Source organism: Streptomyces sp. NBC_00388 (assembly GCF_036061255.1).
Lineage (GTDB): Bacteria > Actinomycetota > Actinomycetes > Streptomycetales > Streptomycetaceae > Streptomyces.
In genome coordinates this window covers 1,692,347-1,715,296 of record NZ_CP107948.1, presented here as the reverse complement: position 1 = coordinate 1,715,296, position 22,950 = coordinate 1,692,347, and the positions used below count along the sequence as shown (strand labels likewise).

At 72.4% G+C, this 22,950-nt stretch carries 23 protein-coding genes; 13 read left to right on the top strand and 10 right to left on the bottom strand.

The window, feature by feature from the left end:
* The first annotated feature begins 107 nt into the window (after window positions 1-107).
* Both OG917_RS07890 and OG917_RS07885 read left to right on the top strand, forming a co-directional pair.
* A complete protein-coding gene (locus tag OG917_RS07890; protein ID WP_328316829.1) occupies window positions 108-797 on the top strand; it encodes a TetR/AcrR family transcriptional regulator in 690 nt (229 codons plus the stop codon).
* Window positions 798-1,101: 304 nt separating this feature from the next.
* Window positions 1,102-1,827: a DsbA family oxidoreductase gene (locus OG917_RS07885; RefSeq protein ID WP_328321720.1), complete on the top strand. Its 726-nt coding sequence runs from the start codon at window positions 1,102-1,104 to the stop codon at window positions 1,825-1,827.
* A 23-nt stretch (window positions 1,828-1,850) separates the two neighbouring features.
* Here the strand turns inward: OG917_RS07885 and OG917_RS07880 are convergent, their stop codons facing one another.
* Complete coding sequence (locus tag OG917_RS07880) at window positions 1,851-2,915, bottom strand: serine hydrolase domain-containing protein (protein WP_328321718.1); 1,065 nt, start codon at window positions 2,913-2,915, stop codon at window positions 1,851-1,853.
* A gap of 113 nt (window positions 2,916-3,028) precedes the next feature.
* Window positions 3,029-3,871, bottom strand: a complete 843-nt coding sequence (locus OG917_RS07875) for an IclR family transcriptional regulator (RefSeq protein ID WP_328316828.1) — start codon at window positions 3,869-3,871, stop codon at window positions 3,029-3,031.
* A 54-nt stretch (window positions 3,872-3,925) separates the two neighbouring features.
* Here OG917_RS07875 and OG917_RS07870 point away from each other — a divergent pair, with 54 nt between their 5' ends.
* Genes OG917_RS07870 through OG917_RS07850 form a run of 5 tightly spaced genes read left to right on the top strand, consistent with a single transcriptional unit; the run spans window position 3,926 to window position 9,162 of the window.
* Window positions 3,926-5,500, top strand: a complete 1,575-nt coding sequence (locus OG917_RS07870) for an ABC transporter substrate-binding protein (protein ID WP_328316827.1) — start codon at window positions 3,926-3,928, stop codon at window positions 5,498-5,500.
* Complete coding sequence (locus tag OG917_RS07865) at window positions 5,497-6,492, top strand: ABC transporter permease (protein ID WP_328316826.1); 996 nt, start codon at window positions 5,497-5,499, stop codon at window positions 6,490-6,492. Before OG917_RS07870 ends, OG917_RS07865 begins: the two co-directional genes overlap by 4 nt.
* A 14-nt stretch (window positions 6,493-6,506) precedes the next feature.
* Window positions 6,507-7,439, top strand: coding sequence for an ABC transporter permease (locus OG917_RS07860; protein ID WP_328316825.1), 933 nt, complete (start codon window positions 6,507-6,509; stop codon window positions 7,437-7,439).
* A complete protein-coding gene (locus tag OG917_RS07855; RefSeq protein ID WP_328316824.1) occupies window positions 7,436-8,254 on the top strand; it encodes an ABC transporter ATP-binding protein in 819 nt (272 codons plus the stop codon). The genes OG917_RS07860 and OG917_RS07855 overlap by 4 nt, the downstream gene beginning before the upstream one ends.
* Entirely contained in the window at window positions 8,251-9,162 is a 912-nt protein-coding gene (locus OG917_RS07850; protein WP_328316823.1) for an ATP-binding cassette domain-containing protein, read from the top strand. The genes OG917_RS07855 and OG917_RS07850 overlap by 4 nt, the downstream gene beginning before the upstream one ends.
* 62 nt (window positions 9,163-9,224) lie before the next feature.
* Here the strand turns inward: OG917_RS07850 and OG917_RS07845 are convergent, their stop codons facing one another.
* Window positions 9,225-10,172, bottom strand: coding sequence for an ROK family protein (locus OG917_RS07845; RefSeq protein WP_328321716.1), 948 nt, complete (start codon window positions 10,170-10,172; stop codon window positions 9,225-9,227).
* Window positions 10,173-10,234: 62 nt separating this feature from the next.
* Between OG917_RS07845 and OG917_RS07840 the strand changes: the two genes are divergently transcribed.
* The 4 genes from OG917_RS07840 to OG917_RS07825 all read left to right on the top strand — a co-directional run bounded on the left by OG917_RS07840 (window position 10,235) and on the right by OG917_RS07825 (window position 13,777).
* On the top strand, window positions 10,235-11,017 hold the full coding sequence (locus OG917_RS07840; RefSeq protein WP_328316822.1) for a creatininase family protein: 783 nt from the start codon (window positions 10,235-10,237) through the stop codon (window positions 11,015-11,017).
* Between the two features lie 63 nt (window positions 11,018-11,080).
* Window positions 11,081-12,208 (top strand): mandelate racemase/muconate lactonizing enzyme family protein, encoded by a 1,128-nt coding sequence (locus OG917_RS07835; protein ID WP_328316821.1) that lies wholly within the window; start codon window positions 11,081-11,083, stop codon window positions 12,206-12,208.
* Window positions 12,205-12,618, top strand: coding sequence for a RidA family protein (locus tag OG917_RS07830; RefSeq protein WP_328316820.1), 414 nt, complete (start codon window positions 12,205-12,207; stop codon window positions 12,616-12,618). The genes OG917_RS07835 and OG917_RS07830 overlap by 4 nt, the downstream gene beginning before the upstream one ends.
* Before the next feature lie 118 nt (window positions 12,619-12,736).
* Window positions 12,737-13,777, top strand: a complete 1,041-nt coding sequence (locus OG917_RS07825; protein WP_328316819.1) for an aminotransferase class V-fold PLP-dependent enzyme — start codon at window positions 12,737-12,739, stop codon at window positions 13,775-13,777.
* A 93-nt stretch (window positions 13,778-13,870) separates the two neighbouring features.
* Here OG917_RS07825 and thpD read toward each other — a convergent pair whose 3' ends face one another.
* The 5 genes from thpD to OG917_RS07800 all read right to left on the bottom strand — a co-directional run bounded on the left by thpD (window position 13,871) and on the right by OG917_RS07800 (window position 18,550).
* Window positions 13,871-14,773 carry an ectoine hydroxylase gene (gene thpD / locus OG917_RS07820; RefSeq protein ID WP_328316818.1) on the bottom strand — a complete coding sequence of 301 codons (903 nt, stop codon included), beginning with the start codon at window positions 14,771-14,773 and terminating at the stop codon, window positions 13,871-13,873.
* A 3-nt stretch (window positions 14,774-14,776) separates the two neighbouring features.
* Window positions 14,777-15,175, bottom strand: coding sequence for an ectoine synthase (locus OG917_RS07815; RefSeq protein WP_328316817.1), 399 nt, complete (start codon window positions 15,173-15,175; stop codon window positions 14,777-14,779).
* 50 nt (window positions 15,176-15,225) lie between these two features.
* On the bottom strand, window positions 15,226-16,494 hold the full coding sequence (gene ectB, locus OG917_RS07810) for a diaminobutyrate--2-oxoglutarate transaminase (protein ID WP_328316816.1): 1,269 nt from the start codon (window positions 16,492-16,494) through the stop codon (window positions 15,226-15,228).
* 29 nt (window positions 16,495-16,523) lie between these two features.
* Entirely contained in the window at window positions 16,524-17,054 is a 531-nt protein-coding gene (ectA, locus tag OG917_RS07805) for a diaminobutyrate acetyltransferase (RefSeq protein ID WP_328316815.1), read from the bottom strand.
* A 389-nt stretch (window positions 17,055-17,443) separates the two neighbouring features.
* Window positions 17,444-18,550: a pyridoxal-phosphate-dependent aminotransferase family protein gene (locus tag OG917_RS07800; protein ID WP_328316814.1), complete on the bottom strand. Its 1,107-nt coding sequence runs from the start codon at window positions 18,548-18,550 to the stop codon at window positions 17,444-17,446.
* Between the two features lie 103 nt (window positions 18,551-18,653).
* On the opposite strand from OG917_RS07800, the gene OG917_RS07795 reads away from it, so the two are divergent.
* Both OG917_RS07795 and OG917_RS07790 read left to right on the top strand, forming a co-directional pair.
* On the top strand, window positions 18,654-19,739 hold the full coding sequence (locus OG917_RS07795; protein WP_328316813.1) for an amidohydrolase family protein: 1,086 nt from the start codon (window positions 18,654-18,656) through the stop codon (window positions 19,737-19,739).
* Between the two features lie 336 nt (window positions 19,740-20,075).
* The gene (locus OG917_RS07790; protein ID WP_443058920.1) at window positions 20,076-21,026 is read left to right on the top strand and encodes an SCO1860 family LAETG-anchored protein; all 951 of its coding nucleotides are present in this window, start codon (window positions 20,076-20,078) and stop codon (window positions 21,024-21,026) included.
* A 240-nt stretch (window positions 21,027-21,266) separates the two neighbouring features.
* Here OG917_RS07790 and cobC read toward each other — a convergent pair whose 3' ends face one another.
* On the bottom strand, window positions 21,267-22,331 hold the full coding sequence (gene cobC, locus OG917_RS07785) for an Rv2231c family pyridoxal phosphate-dependent protein CobC (protein ID WP_328316811.1): 1,065 nt from the start codon (window positions 22,329-22,331) through the stop codon (window positions 21,267-21,269).
* On the bottom strand, window positions 22,315-22,896 hold the full coding sequence (locus OG917_RS07780) for a cobalamin biosynthesis protein (protein WP_328316810.1): 582 nt from the start codon (window positions 22,894-22,896) through the stop codon (window positions 22,315-22,317). Before OG917_RS07780 ends, cobC begins: the two co-directional genes overlap by 17 nt.
* Window positions 22,897-22,950: the final 54 nt, after the last annotated feature.

The following is a 22,950-nucleotide window of genomic DNA, read 5'->3' as shown; positions in this document are numbered from 1 at the left end:
CGTTCCCTCGATGTGCTCGACGCTTAAAGAACGGTCAGTTCTCTAATGGGAGGCTAGGCTGACCCACTCCAGGTTCACAACGGGTGCCTGACAAATGGCTGGGAGTCATGCCTCCGATGAACGGGGACGCGCCGGACCGGCCGGCCGGCGACCATCGCAGAAACCCCCGCCGCCGCGGCGAGGAGCTGGAGAACGCGATCCTCGCGGCGGTCCTGGACGAACTCGCCGAGGCCGGTTACGCCGGACTGACGATGGAGCGGGTGGCGGCGCGGGCCCGCACCGGCAAGGCCGCCCTGTACCGGCGGTGGCCCGGCCGCGCCGAACTCGTCATCGACGCCTGCGCCGCCCACCGGCTCGCCGAGGCCGATCTGCCCGACACCGGGGCCCTGCGCACCGACGTCCTGGGCGCGCTGCGGCAGCTCTCCGCCCGGCTGGCCACCTCGCACGGCGACATCCTCCGCGGCCTCCTCACCGAGGCCATGCACGATCCCGAGTTCGCCCGCCTGGTCCGCGAACGGGTCCACACCGCGGGCCCGGGGCCGATCGAGGGCCTGCTGCGGCGCGCTGTCGCACGTGGCGAGATCGCGTCGTGGGTCCCTGCCTCCCGGCGGGCGACCGTCGCGGTCGACCTGCTCCGCAACCACTACCTGCTCTTCGGCGCCCCGGTCCCGGAGCACGTCATCACCGAGATCGTCGACGACGTCTACCTCCCCCTCCTGCTCGCCCCGCCGGGCGTCCCGCCGGAGCCCCCGCCGGCCCCGCGGCCCGGCGGCACGGGCGGCGACGCGCGGCCGTGACGCGGACGCTCCTCGCGTGCGGCGGAACCGCCGGACCCCGGTACCGGCTCTCAGCGGTCGGCCCCTCGCCTCCCGCCGGGCACGCCCGCCCGGGTGGGAGAGCTGACCGCGGGATGGCTGGAGGGCCGCAGCTGAAGGACTCGGGGCGGTCCGGCGCGTCCCGAGTGTCCGGCGCGCCCGGAGTGTCCGGCTGGGTGCTCACCCCGCCGGGGGCCGCCCCGCCGGGAATGGGCTGGTCCGTACGCATGTTCTCCAGGGTGCGCAGGGGCTTCCTGCACCGTACGACCCTGGAGAGATGAAGAACATGCGCGTCGAGATCTGGAGCGACATCGCCTGCCCCTGGTGCTATGTGGGCAAGGCCCGGTTCGAGAAGGCCCTGGCCGGCTTCCCGCACCGCGACCAGGTCGAGGTGGTGCACCGGTCCTTCGAGCTCGACCCGGGGCGCGCGAAGGGCGATGCCGCACCCGTCATCGAGATGCTCGGCAAGAAGTACGGGATGAGCACGGAGCAGGCACAGGAGGCCGAGAACAACATCGCGGCCAACGCCGCCGCCGAGGGGCTCGGGTACCGCACGGAGGGCCGCGACCACGGCAACACCTTCGACATGCACCGGCTGCTGCACCTCGCCAGGGAGCAGGGCCGCCAGGACGAGCTGATCGGGCTGTTCTACCGGGCCAACTTCGCCGGGGAGCGGTCCGTGTTCGACGGCGGCGACACCTACCTGGTGGAGCTGGCGGCGGAGGCGGGGCTCGACGCCGGCGCGGCCCGCGCGGTGCTCGCCGACCCCACCGCCTACGCCGACGAGGTACGGGCCGATGAACGCGAGGCCGCCGAACTCGGCGCGAACGGCGTGCCCTTCTTCGTCCTGGACCGGGCGTTCGGTGTGTCCGGCGCCCAGCCCGCCGAGGTCTTCACCCAGGCGCTCGGCCAGGCCTGGGACGCCAAGCCGCGGCTGGTGCCGGCCGGCGGCGGCGGTGAGGTCTGCGGCCCCGACGGGTGCGCGGTCCCGGCGCCGGGCGACCGGGCCTGACCGCAGGGCCCGGCCGCCCGGGGTCACCCCCGGCCGATGGTGTGCGCCGCGTCGTGGAAGGCGCGGCGCACCGCTGTGATGCCGTCCCCGGTCCTGCTGGGGTGCACCCGGTTGGTGAGCAGCACCGCGTACCGCCCGGCCGCCGGGTCGACCCAGAGGCTCGTACCGGTGAACCCGGTGTGCCCGTACGAAGCGGGCCCGAAGGAGTCGCCTACGGGGGAGCCGACCGGATCCTGGCCCTGCCAGGCGAGCCCCCTGCGCAGCGCCAGGGTGTCCGTGTGACCCGCTGTCATCCGGGCGTACGTCCCGGGGCGCAGCAGCTCGCGCCCGCCGCCCGCGAGCGACCTGCCGAGCCGCTCCATGTCTGCGAGTGAGGCGAACAGGCCCGCGTGGCCCGCGACCCCGCCGAGAACCACGGCGTTCTCGTCGTGCACCTCGCCGGTGACCACCCGGCCGCGCCACGGGCAGTCCTCCGTGGCCACCGCACGCGCCCGGCCCGCCGCATCCGGCGTGAAGCCGGTGTCGGTCAACTCCAGTGGCGCGCACACCAGTTCCGCCACCAGTCGGTCAAGTGGCCGCCCTGCGGCCGCCTCCGCGATCAGCCCGAGCAGGATGAAGCCCTGCGAGGAGTACTGGACCAGGGTGCCGGGCGGCGCGGCCGTGGGCAGTCTCCGTACGGCGTCCAGCAGCGCCGCGCGCGTGGGGTGATCCCGGTAGAGGGGCACCCCGCCGGGCATCCCCGAGGTGTGCGTGAGCAGGTGATGAAGCGTCAGGTCTGCCTTGTCGCCGCCCCGGTACTCCGGAAGGTGCGTGCCTACGGTATCGGTGAGCGCGAGTGCGCCCGCGTCGACCAGGGCCATCACCGCGAGGCCCGCGACCGGTTTCGTCACCGATGCCAGGTCCCACAGCTCACTGCCGTCGAGGGCCGGTCCGCTCCAGCTCCTGGTGCCGGTCCAGCCCCGGTCCAGCGGGCCGTCGGCCGTGCCGACCGACCAGGCTGCCGCCGAGTACACCCGGCGCTCACGCCCCGCGGCGAGCACCTCGGCCGGCCGTGCGCCGTACGTCCCGCCCGCGTCCCCGGTGTCCATGCCGACCGCCCCTGTGTCCGTCCCCGCGTCCGCCTGGTCCATGCCTGCCGCCCCCGTGTCCTGCGGGACCGCGCCCGCCCTCGGATGTGCTTCCCGTCCCGCGCCGTTCTCGCTCATCCCCGGCCGCCGTCCCGCGCCTGCGTGCCCCCGGCGATGCCCAGTGCGGGACCGCTGCTGCCGAGACCGGCCGACACCGCGCGTGCCGCCGCCCGCACCATCGGCCCGAACACCTCGGCGCTCTCCGGGTCCAGGGTGAACGTCAGCCCCGAGATGCCGATCGCGCCGATCACCCGTCCGTCGCCGTGCGTCACCGGTGCCGCCACCGCCCGGACGTCCTGCTCGTGGTACTCGTCGTCGACCGCGTAACCGCGCGCCGCCGTACGGCGCAACTCGGCCCGGAGCGAGCCGGGTTCGGTGAGGGTGCGGGAGGTGTACGCGACCGGCGGGGCCTCTTCGAGCACCGCTGCCACCTCCTCGTCCGGCAGCGCGGAGAGCATCGCCAGGCCGGCCGCCGTGCAGTGCAGCGGGGTCTCGCCGCCCGGCCGGGTGCTCATCCGGTAGCCGCGTACCGGCTCCGACTGTTCCAGGAGGACGGCGGTGCTCCGGTGGCGTACGGCGTAGTAGGCGAGCCGGCCGGTGCGTGCGCGCAGGTCGGCCAGTGCCGGACGGGCCAGCCGGAGGTCCTCGCCGGCGTCCAGTGCGGCCGCGGCCAGGCCCAGCAGCCGCGGCCCCGCCCGGTAGCTGCCGCCCTCCGCCGGCTGTGCGAAGCCGTACTCGGCCATCGTCCGCAGATGGCGGTGGACCGTCGGTTTGGTGAGCCCGGTGCGCCGTGCGATCTCGCCCAGCCGGTGCGGGCCGCCCGCCTGTACCAGTGCCTCCAGGACCTCCATGGCTTTGTCGACGGGGCCCTTCCCGGGCTCCTGCTCGCTCGATCGGGTGTTGACCATGTTCGCCATGACGCCTAGCTTAACCGCAACGAATTCCATCTTCCGGAACGGAAGTGTTGCTCAATGGAACGAATACGTCAGGGGTGGGCCGTGGACCGCAACCACCTGTCCCGCCGCGACGTGGTGCGGCTCGGCGGTCTGCTCGTCCCGGCCGTCGCCGCCCCGGCTCTCCTGACGGGGTGCGGTACCGACCCCGCGAGCAGCGCCGGCAATGTGCTGCGGGTCTCGCAGCCCGGCGACGCCGCGACCATGGACCCGCAGAAGCAGGGCGACATGGTCTCGATGAACGCCCTCATCAACATGTTCGACACGCTCACCACCCGGGGCCGCGACAACAAGCTGCACCCGCGCCTCGCGCTCTCCTGGACGGCACGGTCCGAGCGCACCTGGCGGTTCCGGCTGCGCCCGGGGGTGGTGTTCCACAACGGCGAGCCGTGCGACGCCGCCGCGGTGAGGTTCAGCATCGAGCGCCTGCTCGACCCGGCGACCAAGTCACCCATCGTCGAGCTGCGTTACGTGAAGAGCGTGAGCGTCGTCGACCGGCTCACCGTGGACGTGCACACCACGCTGCACGACCCGATCCTCCCCGACAAGCTCTCGCTGTTCGGGGGTGTGGTCGTCCCGCCCCGCTACATCGCCCGGGTCGGGGACGGGGGATTCGCCGCCCATCCGGTCGGCACAGGGCCGTTCACCTTCGTCAGCTGGCAGCGCGACCACCAGCTGCGGATGCGGGCCGACGCGAAGCACTGGGCGGGCAGGCCCCGCGTCGCCGAACTCGTCTTCAGCCCTGCGCCCAATCCCTCGTCGTCGCTCGCGGCACTCCAGAGCGGCGGCGTCGACCTCGTCGCGGGACTGACCCCCGACGCCGCCCAGCAGCTGGAGGGATACGCCGGAGTCACGCTGGACAGCTACCCGGGCATCCGCACCTCGTACCTCTCGCTCAACACCCTGGACGGCGGCCCGCTGGGCGACCACCGGGTACGGCAGGCCCTCAACCACGCGATCGACGTCCCGCTGCTGATCAAGGAGGTGCTGGGCGGCAAGGCCCGCGAGGTACCCGCCATGATCCCGCGCGGCGCCTACGGCTTCGACCCGTCCGTCAAGCCCTTCACCCGCTCCGTGGCGAAGGCCCGCGCCCTGCTCGCCGAAGCCGGGTACCCGCACGGCTTCTCCACCACGCTCACCGCGTCCAACGCCGACTCCAACGTCGCCGAGGCGCTCTCGGGACTCCTCGCCCGCGCCGGGGTGCACGCCCGTGTCGCCCTCCTCGACCCCGGTACGTACGCGTCCCGCCTCACCTCCGACAACCACGGCGCGCTCGGCCCGATGTACCTCGCCGCGAGCACCGTCTGGACCCTCGACGGCGAGAGCATGCTCCAGTCCGTCGTACGCAGCGACCGCAGGCAGAGCCGCTGGCACTCCAGGGAGGCGGACCGGCTCATCGACGCCGAGGAGCTCTCGGTCGACCCCGGCGAACGCGCCCGCGCCTTCTCCGACCTGCAACGGCTGATGCGTGAGCAGGCCCCCTTCGTCTTCCTCTACCAGCTCGACAACATCCTCGCCCGCAACTCACGCCCCCGGTGGAAACCGGGCGCCGCGGGCTCGCTGGCCATGCAGAACGCGGAGGTCACGGTATGAGCGACCTGTCCCTGCGGGAACCGGTAACAGCGCCCGGCGCCCCGGCCCGCACCACCCGCGACCGGACCCGGCTGCTGCGCGGGGTCCTGGTGCGGCTCGGCACCGCGCTGCTCGTCCTGCTGTGCACCGCGACCGTCTCGTTCTTCCTCGTCCGCCTCTCCGGGGACCCCGTCAAGCAGCTGCTCCCGCCGGACGCGACCGCCCGCCAGGAGACGGTGCTGCGCGCGAGCCTCGGCCTGGACCGCCCGCTGCTCACCCAGTACCTGGACTTCCTGTGGGGGCTGCCCCGCCTCGACTTCGGGAACTCCCTCTTCTACAACGAACCGGTGCGGACCGTGCTGGCCGACCGGCTGCCCGCCACCCTCCAGCTCGCCGGCGCGGCACTGGTGGTGACCCTCGTCATCGCGGTACCGGCAGGGATCTTCGCCGCCATGCGCCGCGGCCGGGCCTCCGACCGCGGAGTGATGACCGGCGTACTCCTCGGGCAGTCCACGCCGCCCTTCTGGGTCGGCATCCTGCTGATCCTCGTCTTCGCCGTGGGTCTGCACGCCCTTCCCGCGTCCGGATACGGCACCTTCGCCAACCTGGTCCTGCCCGCGGTCACCCTCGCCGTCTACTCCGTCGCGGTCGTCGCCCGGCTGCTGCGGTCCTCACTGATCGACGTGCTCTCCTCCGACCACATCCGCACCGCCAGAGCCAAAGGGTTCGGCCCGGTCAAGGTGGTGCTCCGGCACGGGCTGCGCAACGCCTCGCTGCCCGTGATCACCGTGGTCGGCCTCGAAGTGGGCAGCCTGCTCGGCGGCGCGATCCTCACCGAACAGGTCTTCTCCTGGCCCGGGGTCGGACAGCTGACCATCGAGGCCATCTCCAAACGCGACTTCCCCCTGGTCCAGGCAACCGTGCTCTTCTTCGCCGCGACCTTCGTGGTGGTGAACCTGCTGGTGGACCTCTCCTACAGCTTCCTCGACCCGAGGGTGAGGTCAACCAAGTGAGCCCGCTGCGCCCCATGACTCCGGCGAAGACGGACCGGACGCCCGTCCCACCGCAGGCCCCGTCCGCACAGGCCGCGGCCCCGGCCCGCGGCCCCGGCTCCGCCGCACTGCGGGCCCTGCTGCGCAACCGGCTCGCCGTCGCCGCCCTGGCCGTACTCGCGGTGATGCTGATCGCCGCTGTCCTCGCCCCGCTCATCGCCCCCTGCGACCCGAACACCCAGGACCTGCTGCTGCGGCTCCGTCCGCCCGTCTGGCAGCACGGCGGCAGCAGTGCCCACCTCCTCGGCACCGACCAGCTCGGCCGGGACATGCTGTCCCGGGTCATCTACGGCACCCGGGTCTCCCTCCTGGTCGGCGCGGGCGCCGCACTCCTCGCCGGCGTCATCGGCACGGCCGTCGGCCTTGCCTCCGGGTACTTCGGCGGCTGGACCGACCGGGTCCTGATGCGGCTGGCCGACGTCCAGCTCGCCTTCCCGGCGATCCTGCTGGCCCTCGCCATCGTCGGCTTCCTCGGCTCCGGCCTCTGGTACGTGATCCTCGTGCTCGGCTTCACCGGCTGGGTCTCCTACGCCCGCGTCGTCCGCTCCGAGGTCATGTCACTGCGCTCCCGCGACTTCATCACCGAGGCACGGGCGATCGGTGTCACGGACGGCACCATCATGCGCCGTCACCTGCTGCCCAATGTGATGGCGCCCCTCGCCACCATCGGCACCCTGCACATCGCCGCGGCCATCGTCGCCGAGGCGTCCCTGAGCTACCTCGGCCTCGGTGTCCCCAAGGAGACCGTCACCTGGGGCTCGATGCTCTCCGACGGACAGCTCTACCTGGGCACCTCCTGGTGGCTCGCCGTCTTCCCCGGAGCCGCCCTGATGATCACCTCGCTCGCTGTCAACATCACCGGCGACGCCCTGCGCGACGTCGCGGACCCGAAGGCGTACCGCCGATGAAACCCACCCCCGCCCCCGCGGAGCCGCTGCTCCGCATCAGCGAACTCAGCGTCGACTTCCGGCTCGAAACCTCCACCGTGCACGCCGTACGGGGTGTCTCCCTGGACGTCGCCGCCGGCGAGACGCTCGCTGTCGTCGGCGAGTCAGGCAGCGGCAAGACAGCCACCGCCCTCTCGGTGCTGCGTCTCAACCCGGCGCCCCCCTGCGTCTACAGCGGCGGCGAAATCCTCTTCGACGGCCGCGACCTGCTCGCGCTCTCCGAGAAGGAGCTCGGCCGGATCAGGGGCCATGACATCGCCATGGTCTTCCAGGACCCGATGACCAGCCTCGACCCGCTCCAGCGAGTGGGCGGGCAGGTGGCCGAAGTGCTCCGGCACCACCGGGGGCTGTCCCGCGCCGAGGCGAGGGAAGCCGCCGTCGCTGCCCTGGACGAGGTCGGCATCCCCGACCCGGAACGCCGCTACCGGCAGTACCCGCACGAGCTCTCCGGCGGCCTGCGCCAGCGCGTGATGATCGCGACCGCGCTGGTGGCCAGGCCGCGCGTGCTCATCGCCGACGAGCCGACCACCGCCCTCGACGTCACCGTGCAGCGGCAGATCCTCGACCTCCTGGTCGAGCTGCGGCAGCGGCACGGCATGGCCGTCGTCCTCATCACCCATGACCTCGGCGTCGTGGCCGAGACCGCCGACCGGGTAGCCGTCATGAACCGCGGCACGGTCGTGGAGACCGGCGACGTCCTGGACGTCTTCACACACCCGGCGGACGACTACACCCGCCGGCTCCTGGACGCGACCCCCCGACTGGAGTCGGCATGACATCCGGAACCGGCCCCGCGCGGCCCCGTACCGACCCCGCCACCGCCCCCGGCCCGCACGCCGGACGAGGCCGCCCGCTGCTCGAACTGGAGAACCTGCGCAAGGAGTTCGGCAGCAGGCCGGTGAGCGTCGCCGTGGACGACGTGTCGCTGACCGTGTACGAGGGCGAGACCCTGGCCCTGGTCGGCGAATCGGGGTGCGGCAAGACCACGCTGACCAGGCTGCTGCTGCGGCTCATCGAGCCCACCGCGGGCCGGGTGCGCTTCGCGGGACAGGACATCGGCGCCCTCGCACCGGCCCGGCTGCGCGCGGTGCGCAGGGAGATGCAGGTCGTCCTGCAGGACCCGTACTCCTCCATGAACCCCCGGATGCGGATCACCGACATCGTCGCGGAACCCCTGGTCACCCACGACCCGGCGGCGCGCGGCCGGCGCGGCAGGGCCCGCACCAGGGAGCGTGTCGGCGAACTCCTGGAGGCGGTCGGCCTGGACGCGGGGATCCAGGACCGCTATCCGCACGAGTTCTCCGGCGGCCAGCGCCAGCGCGTCTCGATCGCCCGCGCGCTCGCCATCGAGCCCCGGCTCGTGGTGCTCGACGAACCCACGAGCGCCCTCGACGTGTCCGTGCAGGCCAGGATCCTCGATCTGCTCGCGGAGCTCCAGCAGCGCCTCGGCCTGACGTACGTCTTCGTCTCGCACAACCTGGCCGTGGTACGCCAGGTGGCCGACCGGGTCGCCGTGATGCGCGGGGGCGCGCTGGTGGAGGTCGGCGACGCGGCCGATGTCTTCGCGCGCCCCCGGCACGCGTACACCCGCCGGCTCCTCGACGCGGTTCCCGACCCGGATCCGCGCACCGCACGCCGCACGGCAGGACCGGCGGGCGGCGCGGCCGGGGCGGGCCCGCGATGACAGGACCCCGCCGCATACGCGCCGTCCGGCCGTCCGGTCCGGGGTCAGCGCGGATACGGGCCCTACAGATGCGACAGGACGAGACCGGCCCCGCCCAGCAGCGCCACATCGTCCACGGCAGCCGCGCTGACCAGCACCCTCGGCTGCTCGGCGGCGGCGGACGCCCCGTCGGCGCTGTCGGCGCGCAGCCGCTCCTCGATCAGCGTGCGGAACCGCTCGCCGCCCTCCTGCGCCTCGCCGTGCAGCACGAAGAGCCCGGGGGCGAAGAGCTGCTGCACGTTCATCAGCCCCAGGGCCAGGTTCCGTGCGTACTCCTCGACCACGCGGCGGGCCGGCTCGTCCGCGTCCTCCACCAGCGCGGCCAGCGACAGCCGGTCGCCGAGCCCGGACGCCCGCGCGCGTTCCCGGAGCCAGCGGGTGGTGGCCACGGTCTTCCAGCAGCCGCGGCGGCCGCAGGTGCACGGGTCGCCGCTTGCCGACACTGTCATGTGGGCGCCGCTGCGGCCCCCGGGCGGGGCCAGCACCTCCCCGTCGTACAGGATGCCCACGCCCAGCACCTCGCCGGTCGAGACCGAGGCGAAGGTACGCCGCCCGCGCCCCGGTCCGAACCAGCGGTCGCCCAGCACCTGGAGCCTGGCCCGGTGCTCGACCCGCACCCGCAGCCCGGTCAGCGCGCCCAGCCGTGCGGCCACCGGGTAGCCGCGCAGCGCGGGAACGTCGTTGACCTCGGTGATCAGACCCGCGGCCGGGTCGACCAGGCCGGCCGCGGCCACCCCGACGCCCTCCGGGTCATGACCGGCGAAGATCCGGGCGGCTGCGGCAAGCGCGGCGTCGACGTCCCGCGGTGTCGCCGCGCCCGCGTCGTACGTGGCCTCGGCCCGCTCCAGCACGGCGCCCGACATCGTCAGGACGGCCGCCGTGATCCGGCCGGGCACCAGCTCCACCGCACCGAGCGTCCGCCGGGCGCCGGACTGGAGGGGGACCGGAGCGGGCTCGGGCACCAACCGCAACGGAGAACGTCTCTGCACCATGCACCGACTCTGCCACGGCGGAGTTTCGAGGAGGTAGCACTGTGAGCCAACTGCAACCAGCCCGGCAGACCCGGCTGACCGAACTGACCTGGGGCGAGGTCCGCGCGGCGGGCGAGCACGGCATCGCCCTGCTGCCCATCGGGTCCCAGGAACAGCACGCAGGGCATCTGCCGATGGGCACCGACACCCTGCTCGCCGAGGCGGTCGCGGACCGGGCGGGCGCCCTGCTGGCCCGGGAAGCGGACGCGCCCGCGGTGGTCCGGCTCCCCACGCTGCCCTTCGGGCACAGCCCGCACCATCTGTTCGCCGCCGCCGTCTCGCTCTCCGCCGCCACCCTGGGCGCGGTACTCGACGACATCCTGGACTCGCTCGTGACCAGCGGATACCGCCGGATCATGGTGGTGAACGGGCACGGGGGCAACGACGAGATCATGCGCCTCGCCGTGAAGCGGTTCGCCCTGCGCGCCGACGTGACCGTCGCCGCCTGCTCGTACTGGACCGTCACATCCGGTGCTGACGACGGGGGCAGGCCCGAGGTCACCCCCGGCCACGCCGGATGGTTCGAGACCTCACTGATGCTGGCGGCTCACCCGGACCTGGTCCGTACGCCGGTAGCGGCGCGCGCCCCCGTCGAGCCCCCGCCGCTCTTCGACAACCCGCCGTACCCGGGGCTGACCGTGGAGCGCCACGGCGAGTGGGAGCGGGTGGGCGGGGCGACCGACGACGCTTCCGGCGCCGACGCGGAGCGCGGCGCCCGGCTGCTCGACGACCGCGCCACCGGACTGGCCCGCGCGATCCGCGCGTTCGACGCCGCGACCCGCTGAGCCGCAGGGCGCCGCACTGCCGCACCGCTTCACCGACGCAGATCCGAGGAGAGACAGAGAGACATGAAGATCACCGATGTCGACGTATGGGTTGTGAACCTTCCGCTGGTCAATCCGTTCACCAGCTCGTTCGAGACCAAGACGGGGGAGACCCGCACCGTGGTGCGGATCCGTACCGACTCGGGTGTGGACGGCTGGGGCGAGACCATGTGGGGCCGGCCGGTCGCGGCGATCGTCGAGGCGCTCGCCGCCGACCTGATCGGCACCAGCCCGTTCGCCCTGGAGAGTTTCCACCGCAAACAGCACATGGTGCCCTTCTTCCACGGCTACCTGGGTTACGCGGCCATCGCCGCCCTGGACGTGGCCTGCTGGGACGCGATGGGCAAGGCCACCGGGCAGTCGGTCACCGACCTGCTGGGCGGGCCCGTACGCGACGAGGTCCCCATCACCGCGCTGGTGACCCGCGCCGACGCGCCGGGGGTGGGCGCCGACGGACTGCCGCAGGCCCTCGCCGAGCACACCGCGCGGGTGGTGGCCGAAGGAGGCTTCGACGCGGTCAAGCTCAAGGGCACCCGGGACGTCTCCGGTGACGTCGCCATCCTGCGGGCCGTCCGCGAGGCGCTGCCCCGGGTGAACCTGCGGGTCGACCCGAACGCCGCCTGGTCGGTCCCCGACTCGGTGCGCGCCGGGATCGCCCTGGAGGAGCTCGACCTGGAGTACCTGGAGGACCCCTGTGTCGGTATCGAGGGCATGAGCCAGGTGCACGCCAGGGTCCGCATCCCCCTGTGCACGAACATGTGCGTCGTCCGCTTCGAGGAGTTCGCCCCCGCGGTACGGCTCAACGCCGTCGACGTGATCCACGGCGATGTCTACAAGTGGGGAGGCATCGCCGCGACCAAGGCCCTCGCCGCCCACTGCGAGACCTTCGGGCTCGGCATGAACCTGCACAGCGGCGGCGAGCTGGGCATCGCGACCGCGGCCCATCTGGCGGTCGTGTCCAGCACACCCGTCCTCTCCCGGGCGATCGACAGCATGTACTACCTGCACGCCGACGACATCATCGAGCCGCTGCACCTCGAAGCCGGCCGGCTGCGGGTGCCCACAGGGCCCGGCCTCGGAGTGACCGTGGACGAGGAGAAGCTGCGGCACTTCGCCGCGGTCAACGAGCGGGAAGGGGACCTGACCGGATGAGCCGCGTACCGGAACAGCCGGCGGAGCCGACCGGCACCCGGGCGGTGCACACCGTCCGCGCGCCCCGCCCCGCCGGGGCCTACAGCCAGGGAGTGGTCGCCGGGGACTTCCTGTTCACGGCGGGCTTCGGCCCGCAGGACCCGGCGACCGGGAAGGTGCCCGGCACAGTGGGCGAGCAGACGGCCCAGGTCCTGCGCAACGTCCGTTCGGTGCTCGCCGAGCGGGGGCTGGGCCTCGACCACGTCGTCAAGGTGACCGTGCATCTGGCGGCGCTCCACCAGGACTTCGCCGCCTTCGACGCTGCGTACGGTGAGTTCTTCACCGCGCCGTACCCGGTGCGCACCACGGTGGGCTCGGAGCTGATGGACATCCTGGTCGAAATCGATGTGGTGGCGTACGCCGGTCGGTGAGCCGCCCCGCGGCGGCGGGTGAACACGCAGGTCAGCGCCGCTCCATAAGGACCACTTGGCGGTACCCGGCGCCATCGCACCATGGACGGTGCGCAGCCGGGGCCGCAGAGTGGGAGCCATGGAGACCTTGGCAGGCGCCGAGTTCGCGCCCGAGATGACCTATCTGAACACCGCGAGCAGCGGGCTGCTCCCGGTCCGTACGGTCGCCGCGATGCACACCGCCGTGACGAGGGCGGCCGCGGGCAGGCCGACCGACATGTTCGCCGATGTGGAGGCGGCCCGCGCCTCCTTCGCGCGGCTCGCCGGAGTCCCGGCCGCCCGGGTCGCGGCCGGGGCGTCCGTCGCCGTCTACAGCGGGCTGATCGCCGCTTCGCTCCCCGACGGGGCGGAAGTCCTGTTCGCCGAGGGTGACTTCAGCTCGCTGGTGAACCCCTTCGTCGTACGGGGCGGCCTCAAGGTGCGTTTCGCGCCGCTGGACTCACTGGCGGAGGCGGTGCGCCCGGGCACGGCTCTCGTCGCGGTGAGCGCGGTGCAGTCGGCCGACGGCCGGATCGCCGGCCTCCCGGCGATCCGGGACGCGGCCCGGGCGTACGGCGCCCGCACCCTGGTGGACGCGACCCAGGCGGCGGGGTGGCTCCCGCTCGACGCGGCCGGGAACGACTACACCGTCGCCGTCGCCTTCAAATGGCTGGCCTGCCCGCGCGGGGTCGGGTTCCTGGTGGTGCCCGAAGACCTGGGCGGGCTGACGCCTGCCTTCGCCGGCTGGGTCGCGGGGGAGGAGCCCGCGGACAGCTGCTACGGCCCGGTGAGCGAACTCGCCCGCTCCGCGCGGCGGTTCGACGAGAGCCCCAGCCTGTTCTCGTACGCCGGCGCCCGGCACTCCCTCGCCCTGATCGAGGAGGTCGGACCCGCGGCGATCAGGCAGCACAATGTGGCACTCGCCGATCGGTTCCGGGACGGTCTCGACCGGATCGGACAGCGCGCCGTCGCAGCGCCGGGTTCGGCGATCGTCGCGGCCCAGGGGCTCGGCCACCGCAGGGACGAACTGGGCCGGGCCGGCGTCGAGCTCTCCGACCGGGCGGGCCATCTGCGCGCCGCGTTCCACCTCTACAACTCGGCCGCCGACGTCGACCGGCTCCTCGACGTGCTCTCCGGCTGACCGGGCCGCCGGCCCGGAGTGGAGGACGGGCCGAAGCCGCATACGCGGGAGGGGGACGGCACTCAGTGCCGTCCCCCTCCCGCGTACTTCGGATCACTTCACCGGAGTGAAGTCCCGTGCCCCGATGAACTCGGGGCGCCGGATCGGAGCCGCGTAGGGCTCCACCGCCGCGTTCTCCACGCTGTTGAACACGATGAAGACGTTGCTGCGGGCGTAAGGGGTGATGTTGTCACCCGAACCGTGCATGCAGTTGCAGTCGAACCAGGTGGCCGAACCGGCGCGGCCCGTGAAGAGCCGGATGCCGTGCGCGCCCGCCATCCGGGTCAGCGCGGCGTCCGACGGGATGCCCGCGTCCTGCATCTGCAGCGACTTCTTGTAGTTGTCCTCCGGCGTCTCGCCCGCACACCCCAGGAAGTGCTGGTGCGAGCCAGGCATGATCATCAAGCCGCCGTTGGTGTCGAGGTTCTCGGTCAGTGCGATCGATACGGACACCGTCCGCATGTTCGACAGACCGTCCTCGGCATGCCAGGTCTCGAAGTCCGAGTGCCAGTAGAAGCCACTGGCCCCGAAGCCGGGCTTGACGTTGATCCGGGACTGGTGGACGTAGACGTCCGAACCAAGGATCTGCCGGGCCCGGCCCAGCAGCCTTTCGTCCCTGACCAGGCCGGCGAATACCTCGCTGAGCCTGTGTACCTCGAAGACCGACCGTACGTCCTGGGACTTCGGCTCGATGATGGACCGCTCGTCGGCGCGGACGCCCGGGTCGGTGATCAGCCGGTCCAGTTCCGCACGGTAGAGGGCCACCTCGTCGTCCGTGAGCAGATCGCCGACGGTGAGGAACCCGTCCCGCTCGAAGCCCTGGAGCTCCGGCTGAGGAATCGGGCCCGCCGCGCCGGGCTGCGACCAGACCACCGGGTCCTGGCGGGGGGTGGTCACTTCACTCGCACCGCGGGTGGGATAGAGATCCGCCCGGATGTTGGACAGTACTTCGGTCATGGCTCAGACCTCCTCGGTCAGCAAGGGGTAAACGCCGTTCTCATCGTGGTCCTCCCGTCCGGTGACCGGAGGGTTGAAGACGCAGACGCAGTGGAAATCGGTCCTGGGGCGCAGGGTGTGCTTCTCGTGCCCGTTCAAGAGGTACATGGTGCCGGGCTCGATCCAGTGGACCTCGCCGGTGTCGTCGTTGGTGAGCTCGGCCTCGCCCTTGGTGCAGAGCACCGCCTCGATGTGATTGGCGTACCACATCGACGTCTCGGTCCCCGCGTACAGGATGGTCTCGTGAAGAGAGAAGCCGACTCCCTCCTTGGCGAGCACGATGCGCTTGCTCTCCCAGGTTCCCGACTTGGACTTGATGTGTCGGTCGGTTCCCTCGACATCCTTGAACGATCGGACAATCACTGTGACTTGAGCCTCTCTGTGTAGCGAACGCGCGGCGGGTGCGCCGTGCGTCAGGCGGTGTCGCGGACGGACCGGGCCAGAATGCTCAGGCCCTCGTCCAGTTCTTCGGCGGAGACGGTCAGCGGCGGCAGGAGCTTGACGACCTCGCTCTCCGGTCCTGAGGTCTCCAGGAGCAGCCCCAGATCGAAGGCGCGGCGGCAGACCGCCGTGGCACGCGGCTTGTCGGCGAACTCGATGCCCCAGACGAGGCCGCGGCCGCGGAAGCTCACGCCCGCGCCGTCGTTCTCCTCGACGAGGGCGAGCAGCGCGCGCTCGACCTGCTCGCCGCGGGCCAGGGTCTGCTTCTCCATCTGGCCGTCGGCCCAGTACGTCTCCAGCGTGGCGGTGGCGGTGACGAACGCCGGGTTGTTGCCGCGGAAGGTGCCGTTGTGCTCGCCCGGCTCCCAGACGTCGAGCTCGCCCTTGAAGAGGCAGAGCGACATCGGCAGGCCGTAGCCGCTGATGGACTTCGACAGGGTGACGATGTCCGGGGTGATGCCCGCTTCCTCGAAGGAGAAGAAGCCACCCGTACGGCCGCAGCCCATCTGGATGTCGTCGACGATCAGCAGCATGTCCTGGCGGTGGCAGAGGTCCTGCAGCGCGCGGAGCCACTCGGCGCGTGCGACGTTGATGCCGCCCTCGCCCTGGACCGTCTCGACGATCACGGCGGCCGGCTTGTTCAGGCCGGAGCCCTGGTCCTCAAGCAGACGCTCGAACCAGAGGAAGTCCGGGATCTGGCCGTCGAAGTAGTTGTCGAACGGCATCGGCGTGCCGTGGACCAGCGGGATACCGGCGCCGGCCCGCTTGAAGGCGTTGCCGGTCACGGCCAGCGAGCCGAGCGACATGCCGTGGAAGGCGTTGGTGAACGAGACGACGGACTCGCGGCCCTTGACCTTGCGGGCCAGCTTCAGCGCCGACTCGACGGCGTTGGTGCCTGTCGGGCCCGGGAACATCACCTTGTACGGCAGGTCACGCGGGCGCAGGATGACGTTCTGGAAGGACTCCAGGAAGGCGCGTTTGGCGGTGGTGGCCATGTCCAGGCCGTGGGTGATGCCGTCGCGCTCGATGTAGTCGATCAGCGCGCGTTTGAGCACCGGATTGTTGTGGCCGTAGTTGAGTGAGCCGGCTCCGGCGAAGAAGTCGAGGTAGGTGTGGCCGTCCTCGTCGTGGAGGTAGCTGCCCTGGGCGTGATCGAACACGGCCGGCCAGCTGCGGCAGTAACTGCGCACCTCGGACTCAAGGGTCTCGAAGACACTCAGGGCGGGCGGGGTGATGGTCACAGCAAGTCTCCTGGGGTGAGGGATGTCAGTCAGGCCGAGACGGGGCTGATGCGGTACAGCACTTCCGGCTGGTGCGTCCCTTCGGGGAACAGTCCGCCGTCGAAGAGCACTTCACGTTCCACTGCTGCCCCGTGACGCTCTGCGAACGAGCGGAACAGGCGGTCGGACGCGGTGTTGTCCGGGGAAATGGTGGTTTCGAGCTCACGAACCACTCCCCTGGCGGTGACCTTGGCGATCAGCGCGTCCAGCAGGAGACCGGCGAGGCCCTGGCCGCGGGCGGCCCGGTCGACGGCCACCTGCCAGACGACGAGGGCTTCGGGGCGGTCGGGGCGCACGTAACCGGTGACGAAGGCGACGGGGTCACCGGTCGAGTCGCGCGCCACCACAGAGGTCGCGGCGAAGTCGCGACACCACAGCAGGTAGCTGTACGAGGAGTTGAGGTCCAGCACCTCGGAGTCGCGGGCGATACGCCAGATCGCGGCCCCGTCCTCCACTCGTGGGGTGTCTATCTCCGGGAATTCGCTACGGGCACGTACAAGGTCTTCTTGCGCGGCGGTCATGTAAGGAAAATTTACCCAGCAAATTCAAAAAATGCATTCTGGCCCGGGGTTGGCCAAAACTGGAGTCCGTGCTATCGCGCGGGCGCGGGTCGAGGCGCTGTGGGTCGCGAATATGGCTGATTTGTCCTGGAATTATCGGGCAAATTGACGCCATTGTGGGGTCGGTCACATGTGCGTAACCTTCGTGACGCGTGTCCGAAACCCGCTGGTCGACCGGTTGGAAAATCCTGCGTTTAGGGGGCCGGAAAGCGGGCAGAAGAAACAAGTGCGCTGTGCAGAAAAAGCCGGAATTCTGCATTCTGTTAATTCTCTTTGATTACAACGGCGGGCCTGCCCCGGCCCTGTGCGGCCGGGGCAGGCCCGCCTTCGTCGCGCGGGGGACCGGCGGCTCAGCCGCGCTGCCAGGCCTCCGAGACCGCCCCGCGGGCGGCCTCAAGGTCCACAGCCGCTCCCGAGCCGCCCAGTGCGGCACCCAGTGCCGCGAGCGAGGAGTGCACCACGCCCTGGGTGGCGTCAGGGCCGTAGTGGTTGATGCGGACCATCTCGCGGGCGAGCGCCCCGCCACCCGCGATCAGCGGCAGCGTGGGGTCGGCCGCAAGGGCCTTCCTGACCAGCTGTGACGCATCGACTCCGGAGGGGGTGCGGAGCGTCGTGGCCACCGGGGCCGCGTCCCGCGCCTCGTGGACGAACGGCGTGATGCCGCCGCCCAGGGCGAGCGCCCCCGCCCGGGTGGCCGCTGCGGCCCTGGCGTGCCGGTCCATCAACGCCGCGGGACCCTCCGACTCGATCCGCTCCAGACAGGCTCCCAGTGCCAGCATCTCCAGCTGGGCGGGCGCGTGCGGCAGCGCGGTGCGGCCCGCGTCGATCCAGCGCTCCTTCCAGTCCAGGAGCGACAGGTACGAGCGGCGCGGGGCCTGCGGATTGTCCGCGAACCGCTGCCAGGCGCGCTCACTCACCGAGACGGCCGAGACCCCGGCGGGGCCGCCCATGCCCTTCTGCGCACCGATCACGCAGAGGTCCACCCCCCAGACGTCGGGCAGCAGCGGCTCCGCGCCCACCGACGCGACCGCGTCCAGCATGAAGAGCGCGCCGTGCGCCCGGACCGCCTCACCGATCTCCGCGACCGGGTTGGTGTTGCCGGTGGCCGCCTCCGCGTGGACCAGCGAGACGAAATCGATCTCGGGGCGGGCCGCCAGCGCCTCGCGGACCTGGGCCGCGGTGACCGCGGTGTGGAACGGCACGGCCAGGTCGACCACGGTGACCCCGCAGTCGCGCAGCCAGTTGCCGAAGGTCTGGCCGTACGGCCCGGTGATCACGTTGAGCGCGGTGGAGCCCGGCCTGGCACCGGAGCGGATGCATCCCTCCAGCGGCAGCAGTGCCTCTCCCTGCATGATCACGACGTCCTGCCGGGTGCCGAGCAGCGCGGCCGTCTGCCGCTCGATCGCGGCGAAGTGCGCGGGGGTGAGCGGGGCGAGGTCAAGGAAGGGGTGCGTCACGGTGGTGCTCTCTTCGCGAGTTCGTTCGGGCTGGCCGTCCGATGGTACTGAGCAGGCACCCGGCCCCTCCCGGGCGGCGCGGCCCCGTCGTTAGGCTCGCGCCATGAGCGATCACACGGTGCTGCATGTGAAGGGGCGGGTGCTGGTCGGGCCCGACGACGTCAGGGACGAGCTGTGGGTGGTGGGCGGGCGGATCACCTACGTACGCCCGGCCGCGGAGGCCGCCACCGTGCGGGGCTGGGTGCTGCCGGGTCTGGTCGACGCGCACTGCCACGTCGGGCTCGACGCGCACGGCGCGGTCCCGGACGGGACGAGCGAGAAGCAGGCGCTCAGGGAGCGGGAGGCCGGTGCGCTGCTGCTGCGCGACGCCGGGTCGCCATCGGACACCCGCTGGATCGACGGCCGGCCGGATCTCCCGAAGATCATCCGGGCCGGCCGCCATATCGCGCGCACCCGCCGTTACATCCGCAACTACGCCCACGAGATCGAACCGGGCGACCTCGTCGAGTACGTCGCAAGGGAGGCCCGCAACGGTGACGGCTGGGTCAAACTCGTCGGCGACTGGATCGACCGCGCCACCGGGGACCTGTCCGCCTGCTGGCCGCGCGGGGAGGTGGAGGCCGCGATCGCCGAGGCGCACCGGCTAGGCGCCCGGGTCACCGCGCACTGCTTCGCCGAGGACTCACTGCGCGACCTCGTGGAGGCAGGCATCGACTGCGTCGAACACGCCACCGGGCTGACCGACGAGACCGTCCCGCTCTTCGCCGAGCGGGGGGTCGCGATCGTGCCGACCCTGGTGAACATCGCCACCTTCCCGCAGCTCGCCGCGGGCGGGGACGCCAAGTACCCACGCTGGTCCGCACATATGAGGCGGCTGCACGAGCGCCGTTACGACACCGTCCGCTCCGCCTACGACGCGGGCGTCCCGGTCTACGTCGGCACCGATGCCGGCGGTTCCCTGCCGCACGGCCTGGTCGCCCAGGAGGCGGCGGAGCTGGTGAAGGCGGGCATCCCGGTGCCCGACGTGCTGTCGGCGGCCTCCTGGGGCGCCCGGGAGTGGCTCGGCAGGCCCGGTCTCGCCGAGGGTGCTCCGGCGGATCTCGTGGTGTACGCGGACGACCCCCGGGAGGACGTCCGGGTGCTGGGCGCGCCGCGGCAGGTGGTGCTGGAGGGTCGTCCGGTGGGGTGAGGCGACGCGGGTCGCTGCGTTGACGCCCCGTGGGGCGCCGGGTTGACCGGGCGTGACGTGAGGGCTCCGGCACTCGTTGAGGCACCCGGTGTGCTCCCCGTGGGGCCACCGGCGCACCACCCTCGGGGAGTGAAACAGGGGGCCGGAGGGAACGCCCGTGCCTCAGGATTCGAATGCAGACGCGGAAACACCACTTTGGAGTGAACTCACCTCAGGTTGCTGACCGTTCACCCACAGTGCGTAAAGATTCCGGTGTCTCGGTCGCCGGCGCACCCACGAAGTCCCCGTGGGCCGCGCCCCCGGCGACGTCATGTCTCTTGTGGGGGTTCCACCACTTTGAACAGCAACACCTTCCGCATGCCCGCACGCCGTACGGCCACCGTCCTCGTGGCCGCCGCGCTGACCGCAGGCCCGGCGGCGCTGCTCGTCGCGGTACCGGCGCAGGCGACGACCGGCAGTGCAGGAAAGGCGAGCGCTGTCGTGCTCCGTACCGGGCTCGACGTCTCGCTGCTCAACAAGACCGTCGATCTGCCGCTCACGGTCGCGCTCAACGAGGTGCACGCCCCGGCCAGCGCGGACAGGACGGCCCTCACCGCGAAGCTGGACGGCGTCGACCGGGGACGCCCGTTCAGCCTGCTGCGCGCCGACGTCGCCACCGCGCAGGCCACGGCCGACCGGCACAAGGCCGAGGGATACGTCAACGTCGCCCGTGCTTCGGTCCATGTCCCCGGGCTGCCGCTGCTCTCGCTCATCGAGGTCGAGAAGGTCACGTCGAAGGCGGTGTGCGAGGCCGGCGAGCGACCGCACGCCGAGTCCACCGTGCTCGGCCATGTGGCCGTCCTCGGGAAGAAGATCACGCTCAGCGCCGCCGGCACGACACAGATCCACGTGCCCGCCGTGGGCGATGTGACGCTGGGCCTCTCCAGGACGAGCACGACGTCCCGCACGGCCGCCGCCACGGCGCTCCAGCTCAAGGTGTCCGTCAACCCGCTGAAGCTGAACGTCGCCGATGTGCAGGGCGAGGTCACCCTCGCGCAGGCGACCTGCGAGTCGCCGAAGGCCGTACCGGGCCACGGTGGTGGCCACCCGGCGCAGCCCACTCCGGCTCCCGGGGTCAAGGAGCAGACCGCGGCCCACCCGAAGCCCGTGGCCCAGCCGGAGAAGGAGAACCTGGCGGAGACCGGCGGCAGTTCCACGACGCCGTACATCGCGGGCGGCGCCGCGGCGCTGGTCCTGGCCGGCGGCGGCGCGCTCGTGGTGGCCCGGCGGAGCCGCGACAAGGCCTGATCCGCACGGAGCCGGAGCCGCACCGGGGGGTACGGCCCGGGGACGGCAGGGGGGCCCGGAGGAAGCGGACCCAGGGAGAGGGGGCCCTGGGCACAGGACCTCCGGGTGCAGGGGGAGACGGGGGAACAACGGGGAGCGGGGGAAGACGGGGGGACGGGGGAGCAAGGGGGCACGGGGGAGGGGAACGGGGAGGGCAGGAGGGGACCGTACCGGCCGGTACGGTCCCCTCCTGCCCGGGCGTCAGCCGCAGACCCCGCTCAGCGCCTGGTCCAGCGCCAGCAGGAACCGGTTGGTGGTGGTGCGGTCGCGCACCGCGAGCCGCAGCCACTCGGGCCCGAGCCCCGGGAAGGTGTCGCCGCGGCGGGCCGCGAAGCCCAGTCGGCGGAGCCGCTCGCGTACCTCGTCGGCGCGTTCCATCCGGACGAGCACGAACGGGCCCTCGGCCGCCTCCACCGCGTGGACCTCGTCGAACTCCGCGAGCCCGGCCAGCAGATGGGCGCGGTCCCCGGCGACGGCGTGCGCGGCCAGCGCCGCCTCGGTGAGCGCCGGAGCCGTCGAGCAGGCCTCGGCCGCGGCCAGCGCCGGGGTGGACACCGGCCACAGGGGCTGGGCCCGGGCCAGCAGCTCGATGGTCTCCGGCTCGGCCAGCACATAGCCGATCCGCAGCCCCGCGAGCCCCCAGGTCTTCGTCAGGCTGCGCAGGACGATCAGGCCCGGCACATCCGTACGGCCCGCCAGCGTCTCGCGCTCGTCGGGCACCGCGTCCATGAACGCCTCGTCGACCACCAGCAGCCGCCCCGGCGCCGTCAGCGAGGCGAGCGTCTCCGCGGGATGCAGCACCGATGTCGGGTTGGTCGGATTGCCGGCCACCACCAGATCAGCCGACTCCGGGACGGCCGCAGGGTCCAGCCGGAAACCGTCCGCGGCCCGCAGCAGCACCCGCCGCACCGTGTGCCCGGCATCGCTCAGGGCCGCCTCGGGCTCGGTGAACTGCGGGTGCACGACCACGGGTCTGCGTACCGGCAGCGCGCGGGCGATCAGTACGAACGCCTCGGCGGCGCCGGCCGTCAGCAGGACCCGCTCCACCGGCAGCCCGTGCCGGGCGGCAACCGCCGCTCGGGCGGCCCGCCCGTCCGGATACGCGGCCAGTCCGCCGAGCGACCCCGCTATGTGCTCCCGGAGCCAGGGCGGGGGAGTGCCCGCCCGCACGTTGACCGCGAGGTCGGTGAGGCCGCCGGGGCCGCAGTCCCGTACCTCCGCATCGCCGTGGTGCCGGAGATCGTGGACTTCAGTGTGTGTGCGCATGACTGCCATGGTGGTGAAGGAGTTGCCCCTCGTCATCAGGGTTGACGTGGTGCTGTTGTGGAAGTCCGGCGTTCGCCGCGCTGCCGGGCGGGCTGCCCGGGTCCGCCGGGGCAGGACCCGGCTGCGCCCGGCGCACCACGGCGCAGGTCGCGCGCGCCGGCCGGCTGCCGTGCGGCGCCGACTTGCGCTTCGGCACGAGCAGTTCGCCGCCGCCGGCGAGCGCGGAGGCCTCGGCGACCGACGGGGTGCCGACCGCGGCCAGCGCGGTGGCGGACGGATGGGGGACGGGGATCCGCGCGAGGGCGCGGGCGGGGTACGCGCGCAGCGGTACGCCGAGCCGTCCGGCCGCTGCCACCAGCCCCGGCTCTGCGGCCCTGGTGTCCACGGTCGCCAGCTCATCGACATCGAGCACCGAGAGCCCGGCGTCCCGCAGTGCGGCAGAGACGAGTGCGAGCACCTCGTCGGCGCTGACCCCCCGGGAGGCCCCGACGCCCACGACGAGCCGTCCGGGCGGGGCCGCCGCGTGCTCCGGGTCGCCCGCGGGGCCGGGGCCGGCCGCGGTCATGAGGGCGGGGTCCGCTCCTGGTGGGTTCCCGCGTTGACATGCGGGACCGGGGTG

Excerpts from the sequence above, each read along its gene's own strand:
- OG917_RS07890 (WP_328316829.1), top strand. The coding sequence starts at position 108 with ATGCCTCCGATGAACGGGGACGCGCCGGACCGGCCGGCCGGCGACCAT.
- OG917_RS07885 (WP_328321720.1), top strand. The coding sequence starts at position 1,102 with ATGCGCGTCGAGATCTGGAGCGACATCGCCTGCCCCTGGTGCTATGTG.
- OG917_RS07880 (WP_328321718.1), bottom strand. The coding sequence starts at position 2,915 with ATGGACACCGGGGACGCGGGCGGGACGTACGGCGCACGGCCGGCCGAG.
- OG917_RS07875 (WP_328316828.1), bottom strand. The coding sequence starts at position 3,871 with ATGGCGAACATGGTCAACACCCGATCGAGCGAGCAGGAGCCCGGGAAG.
- OG917_RS07870 (WP_328316827.1), top strand. The coding sequence starts at position 3,926 with ATGGAACGAATACGTCAGGGGTGGGCCGTGGACCGCAACCACCTGTCC.
- OG917_RS07865 (WP_328316826.1), top strand. The coding sequence starts at position 5,497 with ATGAGCGACCTGTCCCTGCGGGAACCGGTAACAGCGCCCGGCGCCCCG.
- OG917_RS07860 (WP_328316825.1), top strand. The coding sequence starts at position 6,507 with ATGACTCCGGCGAAGACGGACCGGACGCCCGTCCCACCGCAGGCCCCG.
- OG917_RS07855 (WP_328316824.1), top strand. The coding sequence starts at position 7,436 with ATGAAACCCACCCCCGCCCCCGCGGAGCCGCTGCTCCGCATCAGCGAA.
- OG917_RS07850 (WP_328316823.1), top strand. The coding sequence starts at position 8,251 with ATGACATCCGGAACCGGCCCCGCGCGGCCCCGTACCGACCCCGCCACC.
- OG917_RS07835 (WP_328316821.1), top strand. The coding sequence starts at position 11,081 with ATGAAGATCACCGATGTCGACGTATGGGTTGTGAACCTTCCGCTGGTC.
- OG917_RS07830 (WP_328316820.1), top strand. The coding sequence starts at position 12,205 with ATGAGCCGCGTACCGGAACAGCCGGCGGAGCCGACCGGCACCCGGGCG.
- OG917_RS07825 (WP_328316819.1), top strand. The coding sequence starts at position 12,737 with ATGGAGACCTTGGCAGGCGCCGAGTTCGCGCCCGAGATGACCTATCTG.
- thpD (WP_328316818.1), bottom strand. The coding sequence starts at position 14,773 with ATGACCGAAGTACTGTCCAACATCCGGGCGGATCTCTATCCCACCCGC.
- ectA (WP_328316815.1), bottom strand. The coding sequence starts at position 17,054 with ATGACCGCCGCGCAAGAAGACCTTGTACGTGCCCGTAGCGAATTCCCG.
- OG917_RS07795 (WP_328316813.1), top strand. The coding sequence starts at position 18,654 with ATGAGCGATCACACGGTGCTGCATGTGAAGGGGCGGGTGCTGGTCGGG.
- cobC (WP_328316811.1), bottom strand. The coding sequence starts at position 22,331 with ATGCGCACACACACTGAAGTCCACGATCTCCGGCACCACGGCGATGCG.
- OG917_RS07780 (WP_328316810.1), bottom strand. The coding sequence starts at position 22,896 with ATGACCGCGGCCGGCCCCGGCCCCGCGGGCGACCCGGAGCACGCGGCG.